Genomic DNA, 12,203 nt, shown 5'->3' with positions numbered 1-12,203 from the left:
TAATAATCAATTTATATCCATTAATTAATTATTATAATTTGATAAATTTAATAATTTTAAATAAAGTAGTTTAAAAATTTATATATTTTAACAAATATTAAAAGGATATATATGTTACAAACTAAGACAACTATTATTATACTAGCAGCTGGTAAGGGAAGTAGAATGAAATCTAATTACCCAAAGGTATTACATAAATTAGGCGGAAAAACAATATTAGAATATGTTTTAAACACAGCAAAATCTATTAAACCTACAAAAATCATATTAGTTTGTACAAATAATATAAAAAAAATATTATCTCAAACTAAAAATGTTCCTGTAGAATGGGTAATCCAAAAACATCAAAAAGGAACAGGAGATGCTATTATTATAGCATCAAAAAATTTTTCAGACAATGAAAACATTATTGTTCTTTATGGAGATATGCCATTGATTTCAAAAGAATCTATAAGAAAATTACAAGAATCTAAAAAAAAATCAAATCTAAGTTTACTAACGAGTAATATAAAACACCCAGAAGGATATGGAAGAATTTTAAGAAAAAAAGGAAAAGTAATTAGTATTATAGAAGATAAATGTGCTAAAAATAAAGAAAAATTGATTAAAGAAGTATATTCTGGAACATTTATAGCAAATGGAAAAGATTTAAAAAGATGGCTGTTAAAAATTAATAAAAACAATATTAATCAAGAATTTTATGCTACAGATATTGTTTATTTAGCTTATTTAGAAGGAAATACTATTTCGACAGTCAAACCTTTAAATTACAGAGAAATGTTAGGCGTTAATAATCAAGTCCAATTGTCTATTTTAGAAAAAATTATTCAAAAAAAAATAACTGAAAATCTTATGATTTCTGGAATTATATTAAAAGATCCCGATCATTTTAACTTAAGAGGAACGTTGAAACATGGAAAAAATATAGAAATAGATACCGGTGTTATATTAGAAGGTAATATAATTTTAGGTGATCATGTTAAAATCGGAGCTGGTTGTATAATTAAAAATAGTATGATTAAAAACAAATCTCAAATTAGAGAATACAGCATTATAGAAAATGTTAAAATCGGAGAAAGTTGTATAATAGGACCTTTTTGCCATTTAAGAAATAATACTATAATAAACAATGAAATACATATAGGTAACTTTGTCGAAGTGAAAGATAGCACTATAGAAAAAAAATCTAAAATAAAACATCTTAGTTATATTGGTAATTCTGAGATTGGTTCTCAAGTAAATATTGGTGCAGGTAGCATTACATGCAATTATGATGGTTTAAAAAAATCAAAAACTATTATCGGTAATAACGTTTTCATAGGTTCTAATACTGAATTAATTGCTCCGATTACAATTTCAAAAAATACAACTATTGCAGCAGGTACTACCGTGATAAAAAATGTAGAAAAACCAGGTTTAGTTTATAATAAAAAAGAACAAAAATACAAAGAAAACTGGGTTCTTACTAAAAGTAATAACAAAAAAACTACTAAATAATAAAAATGATTTTTTAATAAAACAAAGGTAGATTTATATGTGTGGTATTGTTGCTGCAGTAACACAGCGTAATATAATTAGTTTTCTTCTTGAAAGAATTCAACGATTAGAATATAGGGGGTATGATTCTGCTGGATTAGCTCTAATAAATCAAAATAATAATTTTATTCGAGTTAGATGTGTAGGAAAAGTAAATGAATTAATAAAAAAAACAAAAAATAAAAAATTATTTGGAAAAATTGGTTTGGCTCATACACGATGGGCAACTCATGGAAAAGTTTCAGAAGAAAATACACATCCACATATTTCTTCAAATATTGCTATTGTCCACAATGGTATAATTGAAAATAGTTTTCAAATTAGATCTTTTTTAGAAAAAAAAGGTTATATATTTTATTCAGATACAGATACTGAAGTTATTGTACATTTATTGCATTGGGAGCAAAAAAAAACAGGTAAATCTCTTTTAGAAATTATGCATTATAGTTTAATGAAATTAAAAGGAAATTATAGCATGGTGGTTATGGATAGCAAAAACTCATCAAAATTAATAGCTGTTTGTTCTGGGAGTCCTTTAATTATCGGTTTAGGTGCAGGAGAAAATTTTATAGCTTCAGATCAAATTGCGTTATTAGGTGTTACCAAACATTTTATATATTTAAAAGAAGGAGATATTGCTATTGTTAAACTAAAAAAAATTAAAATTTTCAATCAAAATAATTGTATAGTTCAAAGAAAAATAATTGAATCTGATATTAAGTATGAATATATAAAAAAAGGAAAATATAAATATTACATGGAAAAAGAAATATATGAACAACCAAAATCTATTCGAAATACTCTAAAAAACCGTTTGAAAGATAATAAAACTATTTATTTTCCAGAGTTAGGAAAAAAAGAAACAAATATTTTTTTACATTTAGAACATATTCATATAGTTGCATGTGGAACTTCTTATCATGCTGCCATGGTAGCTAAGCATTGGTTTGAATCTTTAGCTAATATTCCATGTGATGTTGAAGTTGCTTCTGAATTTACTTCTCGAAAATTAGCGATAAGAAGAAAAAGTTTTTTTGTTACTTTATCTCAATCAGGTGAAACAGCAGATACTTTAATGGCGCTAAGAATTTCTAAAAAATTAGGATATTTAGGAAATTTAACTATATGCAATATGAAAAGCTCATCTTTAGTGCAAGAATCAGATAGTTATTTATTAACTAAAGCTGGAGTTGAAATAGGAGTTGCTTCTACAAAATCTTTTACTACGCAACTAACTGTTTTATTAATGTTAGTTGCAAAAATAGTAAGTATTAAAAAAAAAGAAGATAATATTGAAAAAAAAATTGTAAAAATTTTAACTGTTTTACCATATAGAATTGAAGAAATTTTAAAAACAAAAAAAGCAATTCAAAATATAGCAAAAAAATTATATAATACAAAAAACATGCTATTTCTTGGAAGAAATGATCAGTATCCTATTGCTATGGAAGGAGCATTAAAATTAAAAGAAATTGCTTATATTCATGCCGAAGCGTATCCATGTGGAGAATTAAAACACGGGCCTCTTGCATTAATTGATAAAGATATACCTATTATTATTATAGCTCCCAAGAACTCATTACTTGAAAAAACAAAAAAAAATATTCAAGAAATATGTACAAGAGGCGGTTTAATTTATGTTTTTTCTGACGAAGAAATAAATTTAGAAAAAAACATAACATGTTTAAAAGTGCCATATGTAGAGGAAATAATAGCACCTATTTCTTATGTAATTCCCTTGCAATTACTTGCATATTATATTGCTTTAAGTAAAGGAACAAATATAGACCAACCAAGAAATCTTGCAAAATCTGTTACAGTAGAGTAAACATTTATATTTATTTTGATAAAAGAGTATGAGTTTTAGTACTATCATATAGTCTCATACTCTATATAGAGAATATTATAAGAAATAATTTTTGTCTTTAAATCTAATTTTCTATAGCTATTTTTAATTTTTTCATAGCATTTTTTTCTAATTGTCGTACACGCTCTGCGGAGATTCCGTAATTATTTGCTAATGCTTGTAGAGTATTTTTTTTATTTTTATCAAGCCACCTAGATCGAATGATATCGCGACTACGTTTATCTAGTCTTAATAACGCATTACTTAGTTTATGTGTTGCATGTTCATCCCAATTGTCTTGTTCAAATCCATGAGCAAAATCAGATGTTTTATCCTGTAAATAATGCATGTTTACATTATTTTTACTGTCTTTTAAATCATCATCTGGGAATGGATTAAAAGTTATATCTTGAGCTGACATACGCGATTCCATCTCTCTAACATCAGCGGTGCTTACACCTAATTCTTGAGCAACTATTTCAATTTCTTCTTTATTAAACCAACCTAATCTGTTTTTACTTTTTCTTAAGTTAAAAAATAATTTTCTTTGAGATTTTGTAGTCGCTACCTTTACAATTCTCCAATTTCTAAGTACATATTCATGTATCTCAGATTTAATCCAATGAACTGCAAAGGAAACTAAACGCACTCCAATTTCCGGATTAAATCTTCGGACTGCTTTCATTAAACCTATATTTCCTTCTTGTATTAAATCAGCTTGAAGTAAACCATACCCTGAATAGTTACGTGAAATATGAATAACAAACCGAAGATGGGAAAGAATTAAAGTTTTAGCAGCATCTAAATCGCTGTTATAACGCAAACGTTGAGTTAATAATTTTTCTTCTTCAATAGACAACATAGGCCATAAATTAGCTATTCTAATATATGCATCTAAGTTACCTAATGATGTAACAGACAAAATCTGTACTTTATTAGTCATGTTAATTCCCGCATGAACGAAATATATCAGATCAATTATAAGTATGTGGGATATTTTCATCATACTTTAATTAAAACGTAAAATCAAAAATTTATATAAATGTTAAATACATTAACATCAAAAAATAACGTAAATGACTGATATTTAAAATTTTATAAAAATTATTTTATATTATCAAAAATAGAATTAATAAAATCATTACTATTAAAAGCAACTAAATCAGTTGAGTTTTCACCAGTTCCAATATAACGAATAGGAATAGAAAATTTATCTGACAAAGCAAAAATTACTCCTCCTTTTGCTGTTCCATCTAATTTAGTAATAATTAATCCAGTTAAATTAAGTGATTTATGAAACATTTCAGTCTGTTTAATTGTATTCTGTCCATTACAAGCATCGATCACTAATACTATTTCATGTGGAGCAGATACATTTAACTTTTTAATAACTCTAACTATCTTTTTTAATTCTTCTAATAAATACTGCTTATTATGTAATCTTCCTGCTGTATCAATTATTAAAATATCGATTTTTTTAGAGATAGCAGATTTTAATGCATCAAATGCTACTGCAGCTGGATCTGATCCTGAAGCTTGTGCTATCACTGGAATATCATGCATTTTACCCAATGTTTGTAGTTGATCTATTGCTGCTGCTCTGAATGTATCTGCTGCTGCTAACATAACAGATTTTCCATCTAATTTATATTTTTTTGCTAATTTTAAAGCAGTTGTAGTTTTTCCAGTTCCATTAACACCAACTATTAATACAACAAACGGAATTTTATTTGAAACGACAAGAGGTATTTCTACTTTTTTTAAAATTAAATGCATTCTTTCTTTTAAAAGACAATACACTGATTTTGGATTTTTTAATTGCTGACGATTCGTATCATTAATTAATCCTTGGATAATTTTCTCAGTAGTATTAATACCAATATCAGATAAGATCATAGTATCTTCTAATTCTTCGAACAAAGATTGATCTATATGCTTGGAAGTAAAAATACGACTAATTCCTTCATTAAAAAAAGTTTTAGTTTTTTTTAAACTTTCTTTTAATTTAAAAAAAAAATTAATTTTTATATTATTTTTATCATCTTTTTTTACTATGTTTACAGTATTGGTTTTGTTATGTACCTCATTTTTATTTAAATTAATTTTATTTTTTTTAATAATTTTTGAATTAATCCAAGAGAATAAATTATTTTTTTTATTATCATGCATTTAACTAACCTCTTAATTAAAAATAAAAGTTGTTTACTTTATATTATAAAAATTCAAAATTAAATATTTATTTAAATGATATTTAATAATAAAATAAATTATATCATTAACATCGATAATCTAATAAAATGTATAATTCTTTTTTAAAAAAAAATGGAAAAGTTTATATTATTTCAGGAAAACTTAAAGGAAGAAAATTATCTTTCAAGAGTAATCTAAATATACGTCCAACGACTAATCGAATAAGAGAAACACTATTTAATTGGCTTGCTAAAGATATTCAACATTCTCGTTGTCTAGATTGTTTTTCAGGTAGCGGAGCATTAGGATTCGAAGCTATATCTCGACATGCTAAGTTTGTTACTTTACTAGAAATAGAAAAAAAAACTGTACTTTCATTAATAAAAAACTCAAAAAAATTAAATATATCTAATATAGAAATTATACATACAAATACCTTAGATTGGTTAAAAAAACCAAAAACACCATATGATGTAATATTTTTAGATCCGCCATATGATGCAAAATTAATAGAAAAAACTATTATTTTATTAGAGAAAAAAAAGTGGATAAAAAATAAATCAATAATTTATATAGAAACTAAAAAAAATCAGTCTTTAATAATATCACATAATTTCACTTTATATAAAAAAAAAATAACTAGTCAAATTGCATGTTATCTTTATATTTTCGAAATAAAGAACTGTAAAATTTAAAATATTAACAAATAATAGGATTAAAGTTTATGAAAATTTTAGTATCTAAAAATATCAATCTAGATTTATTTTGTACAAATCCCATTCAAATAATCAAAACAGCTAAAAATGGAGCTTTATCTATATCAAAAAATAAAAAAGTTCTTTTTTATGTTATCACACCATCAGTATTGAAAAAAATATTTGATCTTGAATGTAATTTTACAGAAGAAAATATAAAAAAAGAAGAAAAAATGCAACAAAAATTTTCTATGCATTCGAAATGGACTCCAGATGAAGACTTTCTTCGAAAAGCAGCGTTGTGGGGTATAATATTAGATCAAGAAGTATCTAAGCATGAACTTAATGCTTTTATTTCTTATTGGGAAGCGGAAAGTTGCTTTTTTTATCATGTACAATGGGAGCAAAAATTAGCAAGAAGTTTACAAAGAGTTCGCTCCTTTAACTTACTCAAAAAACAAAACGATATTACTTATATACCAGTTCCTGATAAAAAAACACCTGATGGATTTAGAGGGAAATAATGACATTTTATACAGAATTTTTCAAACGTCTTCAACGCATTATGCCTAATAATATAAAACCTAAATTTGAAAATGATCAGGATTTATTAGCTTGGAATCAAGAACAAGGAAGAATATCGTCTGAATCAATATTGCGTGAAAATAAAGCAATGAAAATGCAAAGAGTTTTAGGAAGATCTGGAATTCGAGAATTATATATGAATTGTTCATTTGAAAATTATAAAATTGAACATGAAGGACAAAGAAAAGTGCTCAAAGCAGCAAAACGTTACGCTGAAGAATTTAATGAAAATATTGCAAGTTTTATTTTTTCAGGACGACCTGGAACCGGTAAAAATCATTTAGCATCAGCTATAGGTAATTATTTAATTTTGCATGGAAAAAGTATTTTAATTGTAACAGTAGCTGATTTAATGTCTAATATGAAAGGTACATTTAGCGGAGCTAGTAATATCACTGAAGAAAATTTATTGCATAATCTAAGTAGTGTTGATCTATTAATGATCGATGAAATTGGAATGCAAACTGAATCAAGATATGAAAAAGTTATTATTAATCAAATAGTTGATAGAAGATCATCATCAAAACGATCTACTGGCATGCTATCGAATTTAGATCATAAAGGCATGAAGAGTTTACTAGGAGAAAGAGTTATTGATAGAATGAGATTAGGTAATAGTTTATGGTTAACTTTTGAATGGGAGAGTTATAGACAATATATAAAAGGTGATGAATACTAATGAGAATTTTATAATATTTAATATTTTATTTTACTCTAGCTATGTACTCACCGGATCGTGTATCAACTTTAATTACAGATCCAACTTGTATAAAAATTGGAACTTTTACAATTGCACCCGTACTTAATTTTGCTAACTTAGTATTAGTACTAATCGTATCACTTTTTAAAGTTGCTTCTGTATCTACTACTTTTAGTTCTACAAAAATATTAGGAATAATGGAAATTGGTTTATTATTCCAAAAAGTAATAACACATGTATCTTGTTCTAATAACCATTTTGAATTTGTACCAATAATTTTTTTTTCTACTGATAAATCTTCAAAAGTACTATTATTAATAAAGTACCAAAAATTACCATCATTGTATAAATAAGATAATTTATATTCTGAAATATCAGCTATTTCTAATGAATCCGTTGATTTAAATGTTTTTTCTATTAGTTGATTTGTTAATAATTTTCTTAATTTAACACGAACAAAAGCTTGGCCTTTACCAGGTTTAACAAATTCACTAGATTCTATTAAACAAGGTTGTTTTTCAAAAATAATTTTATAACCAATACGAAAATTATTACTTTGATATACTCTCATAACACCTCCATAAAAATATATTAATGTTTCTAATGAAAATAAACTTTTGATATATATTTCATCAAACATGAACTTAAAAAATATGAGAATAATTTTTAAAAAAATATTCTATAAATTTTTTATAATTATGAAAATAAAAAACAAAAATGTCATTTTTATATAAATGTTAGATGAGATATAAATTTTATTTTAAAACTAAAGACTTATATTATTTTTGAAAAATTTATTAATATTTAAAATTGAATCTGAAATTTTTATTTTTCGTTGTAAGTAAATTCTTTCCTCAAAAGAATATATCTGAGGAAAGAAATCTTTAAATTAATTTGAACAATGATTAACTAAAAAATTTTTACATCATTCCACCCATGCCACCCATTCCGCCAGCAGGAGAGGCGCTTGTATCAGAAGATTTTTCATCTTTTGGTAAATCTGTAACCATACATTCTGTGGTAATCATCAGACCAGCAACAGATGCAGCATATTGTAAAGCAGATCTTGTAACTTTAGTAGGATCTAGTATTCCAAAATCAATCATATCTCCATATTCATCAGTAGCAGCATTATAACCATAATTACCTTTTCCATCTTTTACATTATTAGTAACTACAGAAGGCTCTTCACCTGAGTTTGATACAATTTGACGCAAAGGAGCTTCCATTGCACGTAAAGCCACTCTAATTCCAACATTTTGATCTTCATTTTGTCCACGTAAACTAGATATTTTTCCGGCTACACGAACTAATGCAACACCACCACCAGCAACAACACCTTCTTCTACAGCAGCTCGAGTTGCATGTAAAGCATCTTCAACACGGGCTTTTTTCTCTTTCATTTCTACTTCTGTTGCAGCTCCAACTTTAAGTACTGCAACACCACCAGATAATTTAGCTAAACGTTCATTTAACTTTTCTTTATCGTAATCAGAAGTAGCTTCTTGGATTTCTTGACGAATTTGACTAATACGACTTTGGATAGCATGTTTTTCTCCAACACCACCAATTATAGTTGTCGTATCTTTATTAATTACAACACGTTTTGCTTGCCCTAAATCTTCTAAAGTAGATTTTTCTAATTCCATTGCTAGTTCTTCTGAAATGACAGAACCCCCAGTTAGAATCGAAATATCTTGTAACATAGCTTTTCTTCTATCGCCGAATCCAGGAGCTTTAACAGCAGCAACTTTTACAATACCACGCATAGAATTAACTACTAAAGTTGCTAACGCTTCTCCTTCTAAATCTTCTGAAATTATTAAAAGTGGTTTACCTGATTTTGCAACAGACTCTAATATTGGAAGCATTTCACGAACATTAGAAATTTTTTTATCAGCCATTAAAATATATGGATTTTCTAATTCAACAATTCCAGTCTCTGGTTTATTAATAAAATAAGGAGATAAATAGCCTCGATCAAATTGCATTCCTTTAACAACTTCAAGCTCATTTTGTAATCCTGTTCCTTCTTCTACCGTAATAACTCCATCATTACCTACCTTTTCCATGGCTTCAGCAATTAAAGCACCGACTTTTTCATCAGCATTAGCAGAAATAGTACCTACTTGTGTAATAGCTTTAGAGTCAGAACAAGGTACAGATAAATTTTTAAGCTCTTCAACAGCACTAATAACTGCTTTATCAATACCTCGTTTTAAATCCATAGGATTCATTCCAGCAGCAACAGCTTTTAGACCTTCATTTACGATTGATTGAGCTAATAATGTTGCTGTTGTAGTTCCATCTCCCGCTGCATCATTTGCTTTAGATGCAACTTCTTTCACCATTTGAGCTCCCATATTTTCGAATTTATCTTCTAATTCGATTTCACGAGCTACTGATACACCGTCTTTAGTAATACTAGGTGCTCCAAAAGATTTATCTAAAACTACATTTCTACCTTTTGGTCCTAAAGTAACTTTAACTGCATCAGCTAATACATTAACTCCACGAAGCATTTTAATTCGAGCTTCATTACCAAATTTTACATCTTTAGCGCCCATTTTGACATTTCCTTAAATATATTTTTTTTATGGATATATAGCATAATAGTTAGTATATTTTACTATTCAACAATCGCTAAAATGTCACTTTCAGTTAAAATTAATAATTCTTCATTATCAATTTTTTCTGTTTTTGCACCATAACCTTCATTAAAAATTACAATGTCTCCCACTTTCACATCTAATGGCTTAATTTCTCCATTGTCTAGAATACGACCATTACCAACTGCTGTAACTGTTCCTCGGTTTGACTTGCTAGCAGCAGAGCCTGTAAGAACAATACCTCCGGCAGATTTTGATTCTGCTTCTTGACGTTTTACAAGTACACGATCATGCAACGGACGAATTTTCATATGATAATACTCCTGTGAATAATCCTGTTTATTTATTTTAAAATATATGTTTGAGATTATATTTTTTAATATTGTATCGTTAATATTACATATAGGGATGTTTATGAAAACTTTCAAGGGTAAAAATTATTTTTAATGATTTTTTTTTAAATATTTTAAATAAATTTCTAATATAACATATAAGTTAATTTAGTATAAAAAAAGTATTGACAAAGTTTTATCTTTGATGATTTAATGTAAAAAATGCCCGGATAGCTCAGTCGGTAGAGCAGGGGACTGAAAATCCCCGTGTCGGTGGTTCAATTCCGCCTCCGGGCATAAATTATTTTAATTTAATAATTTTATTTTCCTATACAAAAAGTAGAAAAAATACGATTTAATAAATCATTTGAACTAAAAGAACCTATTATTTCACCTAATAGTTTATTCATTAAACTTAATGATTCAGCTAGTAGCTCAATATTTTTATACTTTACCCATGTTTTTTTTGCTTTTAAAAATTCACGATAAGATAAATCAATTTGATGCACATGACGTCTTCTAGCAATAAATAAACCTTCTTTTTCTTTATTTTTCTCTACTTTGATAAGATGTTTTTTTAATACATCCAATCCCTGTCCTGTAAGAGCAGAAATACTAATAAAATAAAAATCTTCTATTTTTTTTATACCAAAACTATCTTTTAATAAATCATTTTTATTTAAAATAAAAGTTATCCGTATACCGCTATTACATAAATTAATTTTTTTAATAAAATCACTTGATATCTTTTTTTGGCTTGCAATATCTATTGTTTTATCTATGACAAATAAAATATGATCGCATGTTTTAACTATTTCTAAAGCTCGATTAATACCCATTTTTTCAATTTCATTATCTGTATCATGCAAACCTGCTGTATCAATAATTTCACATAAAAAACCATCAATATTTATACTCTCATAGAGAAGGTCACGTGTAGTACCAGGAATATTGGTAACTATAGCTCGATTACGAGAAGATAAAATATTTAATAAACTAGATTTTCCAGCATTAGGAGGTCCAATAATTATAATTTTTTTAGATTCTCTGATAATACTTTTATTTTTAATAATTTTTTTTATATTTAAAAATTGATCATTTAATTTTTGAAAATTATTATTAACAATATCATCACAATGAAAATTAATTTCTTCTTCTGAAAAATCTATACTAGACTCAATATTAACACGGAACGTATTAAGTATTTCTACTAGATTAGTTATATAACATGAAAAATTTCCTTCTAAAGAATTCAATGAACCTTTCACCATAGATTCAGTTTCAGAATTAATTAAATCATCTATTGCCTCTGCTTGCACTAAATCAATTTTACCATTTAAAAAAGCACGTTCACAAAATTCACCTGGTTTAGCTAATCTTGTATTTTTAATAGATAAAATTCTTTTTATTAATAAATCCATTATTAGTGGATTACCATGACCTTGCAATTCTAATACATCTTCACCTGTAAATGAAAAAGGAGCCGGAAACCATAAAGATATACCCTGATCTAAAATTGTTTTATTTTTATTTAGAAATTTTGCGTACGTTGCAAACCTTGGCTTAGGTATTTTACCCAGAATTTCTCTAGCAATGCGTCTTGTATTCATTCCAGAAATACGTAATATTCCAACGGCGCTTTTACCTGGATAGGTAACTGGAGCAACAATAGTATCATTTTGTATCATAGAATGCTTTCTTATTTAAAAT

Annotated in this window: 11 protein-coding genes and 1 tRNA gene; 6 read left to right on the top strand and 6 right to left on the bottom strand. The window is 26.7% G+C overall.

Going from position 1 to position 12,203, the window contains the following annotated elements:
- Nucleotides 1-111 precede the first annotated feature (111 nt).
- Both glmU and glmS read left to right on the top strand, forming a co-directional pair.
- Entirely contained in the window at nucleotides 112-1,497 is a 1,386-nt protein-coding gene (gene glmU, locus D9V63_RS00140) for a bifunctional UDP-N-acetylglucosamine diphosphorylase/glucosamine-1-phosphate N-acetyltransferase GlmU (RefSeq protein WP_158368260.1), read from the top strand.
- Between the two features lie 37 nt (nucleotides 1,498-1,534).
- Nucleotides 1,535-3,364 (top strand): glutamine--fructose-6-phosphate transaminase (isomerizing), encoded by a 1,830-nt coding sequence (gene glmS, locus D9V63_RS00135; RefSeq protein WP_158368257.1) that lies wholly within the window; start codon nucleotides 1,535-1,537, stop codon nucleotides 3,362-3,364.
- 103 nt (nucleotides 3,365-3,467) lie between these two features.
- Here glmS and rpoH read toward each other — a convergent pair whose 3' ends face one another.
- Both rpoH and ftsY read right to left on the bottom strand, forming a co-directional pair.
- Nucleotides 3,468-4,325 carry an RNA polymerase sigma factor RpoH gene (gene rpoH, locus D9V63_RS00130; protein WP_158368254.1) on the bottom strand — a complete coding sequence of 286 codons (858 nt, stop codon included), beginning with the start codon at nucleotides 4,323-4,325 and terminating at the stop codon, nucleotides 3,468-3,470.
- 161 nt (nucleotides 4,326-4,486) lie between these two features.
- Nucleotides 4,487-5,551 (bottom strand): signal recognition particle-docking protein FtsY, encoded by a 1,065-nt coding sequence (ftsY, locus tag D9V63_RS00125; protein WP_158368251.1) that lies wholly within the window; start codon nucleotides 5,549-5,551, stop codon nucleotides 4,487-4,489.
- Between the two features lie 128 nt (nucleotides 5,552-5,679).
- On the opposite strand from ftsY, the gene rsmD reads away from it, so the two are divergent.
- From rsmD to dnaC, 3 genes are read left to right on the top strand one after another with little or no spacing between them, the layout of a single operon-like run.
- Nucleotides 5,680-6,267 carry a 16S rRNA (guanine(966)-N(2))-methyltransferase RsmD gene (gene rsmD / locus D9V63_RS00120; protein ID WP_158368248.1) on the top strand — a complete coding sequence of 196 codons (588 nt, stop codon included), beginning with the start codon at nucleotides 5,680-5,682 and terminating at the stop codon, nucleotides 6,265-6,267.
- 29 nt (nucleotides 6,268-6,296) lie between these two features.
- Nucleotides 6,297-6,791, top strand: a complete 495-nt coding sequence (locus D9V63_RS00115) for a DnaT-like ssDNA-binding domain-containing protein (RefSeq protein WP_158368245.1) — start codon at nucleotides 6,297-6,299, stop codon at nucleotides 6,789-6,791.
- Nucleotides 6,791-7,531: a DNA replication protein DnaC gene (gene dnaC / locus D9V63_RS00110; RefSeq protein ID WP_158368242.1), complete on the top strand. Its 741-nt coding sequence runs from the start codon at nucleotides 6,791-6,793 to the stop codon at nucleotides 7,529-7,531. Before D9V63_RS00115 ends, dnaC begins: the two co-directional genes overlap by 1 nt.
- A 25-nt stretch (nucleotides 7,532-7,556) precedes the next feature.
- Here dnaC and efp read toward each other — a convergent pair whose 3' ends face one another.
- The 3 genes from efp to D9V63_RS00095 all read right to left on the bottom strand — a co-directional run bounded on the left by efp (nucleotide 7,557) and on the right by D9V63_RS00095 (nucleotide 10,472).
- Nucleotides 7,557-8,123, bottom strand: coding sequence for an elongation factor P (gene efp, locus D9V63_RS00105; RefSeq protein WP_158368239.1), 567 nt, complete (start codon nucleotides 8,121-8,123; stop codon nucleotides 7,557-7,559).
- A gap of 349 nt (nucleotides 8,124-8,472) precedes the next feature.
- On the bottom strand, nucleotides 8,473-10,119 hold the full coding sequence (groL, locus tag D9V63_RS00100; RefSeq protein ID WP_158345877.1) for a chaperonin GroEL: 1,647 nt from the start codon (nucleotides 10,117-10,119) through the stop codon (nucleotides 8,473-8,475).
- A gap of 62 nt (nucleotides 10,120-10,181) precedes the next feature.
- The gene (locus D9V63_RS00095; protein ID WP_158368236.1) at nucleotides 10,182-10,472 is read right to left on the bottom strand and encodes a co-chaperone GroES; all 291 of its coding nucleotides are present in this window, start codon (nucleotides 10,470-10,472) and stop codon (nucleotides 10,182-10,184) included.
- Between the two features lie 245 nt (nucleotides 10,473-10,717).
- Between D9V63_RS00095 and D9V63_RS00090 the strand changes: the two genes are divergently transcribed.
- A tRNA-Phe gene (locus tag D9V63_RS00090) sits at nucleotides 10,718-10,790 on the top strand.
- Between the two features lie 23 nt (nucleotides 10,791-10,813).
- Here the strand turns inward: D9V63_RS00090 and mnmE are convergent.
- The gene (gene mnmE, locus D9V63_RS00085) at nucleotides 10,814-12,181 is read right to left on the bottom strand and encodes a tRNA uridine-5-carboxymethylaminomethyl(34) synthesis GTPase MnmE (RefSeq protein WP_158368233.1); all 1,368 of its coding nucleotides are present in this window, start codon (nucleotides 12,179-12,181) and stop codon (nucleotides 10,814-10,816) included.
- Between the last annotated feature and the right edge of the window lie 22 nt (nucleotides 12,182-12,203).

Origin of the sequence: Buchnera aphidicola (Aphis nasturtii), from assembly GCF_005083345.1 — a bacterium.
Classification (GTDB): Bacteria; Pseudomonadota; Gammaproteobacteria; order Enterobacterales; family Enterobacteriaceae; genus Buchnera; species Buchnera aphidicola_R.
Note: the sequence above shows the minus strand (reverse complement) of the source record. Positions and strands in the feature narration are given on the sequence as shown.

Excerpts from the sequence above, each read along its gene's own strand:
- glmU (WP_158368260.1), top strand. The coding sequence starts at position 112 with ATGTTACAAACTAAGACAACTATTATTATACTAGCAGCTGGTAAGGGA.
- glmS (WP_158368257.1), top strand. The coding sequence starts at position 1,535 with ATGTGTGGTATTGTTGCTGCAGTAACACAGCGTAATATAATTAGTTTT.
- rpoH (WP_158368254.1), bottom strand. The coding sequence starts at position 4,325 with ATGACTAATAAAGTACAGATTTTGTCTGTTACATCATTAGGTAACTTA.
- ftsY (WP_158368251.1), bottom strand. The coding sequence starts at position 5,551 with ATGCATGATAATAAAAAAAATAATTTATTCTCTTGGATTAATTCAAAA.
- rsmD (WP_158368248.1), top strand. The coding sequence starts at position 5,680 with ATGTATAATTCTTTTTTAAAAAAAAATGGAAAAGTTTATATTATTTCA.
- D9V63_RS00115 (WP_158368245.1), top strand. The coding sequence starts at position 6,297 with ATGAAAATTTTAGTATCTAAAAATATCAATCTAGATTTATTTTGTACA.
- dnaC (WP_158368242.1), top strand. The coding sequence starts at position 6,791 with ATGACATTTTATACAGAATTTTTCAAACGTCTTCAACGCATTATGCCT.
- efp (WP_158368239.1), bottom strand. The coding sequence starts at position 8,123 with ATGAGAGTATATCAAAGTAATAATTTTCGTATTGGTTATAAAATTATT.
- groL (WP_158345877.1), bottom strand. The coding sequence starts at position 10,119 with ATGGGCGCTAAAGATGTAAAATTTGGTAATGAAGCTCGAATTAAAATG.
- D9V63_RS00095 (WP_158368236.1), bottom strand. The coding sequence starts at position 10,472 with ATGAAAATTCGTCCGTTGCATGATCGTGTACTTGTAAAACGTCAAGAA.
- mnmE (WP_158368233.1), bottom strand. The coding sequence starts at position 12,181 with ATGATACAAAATGATACTATTGTTGCTCCAGTTACCTATCCAGGTAAA.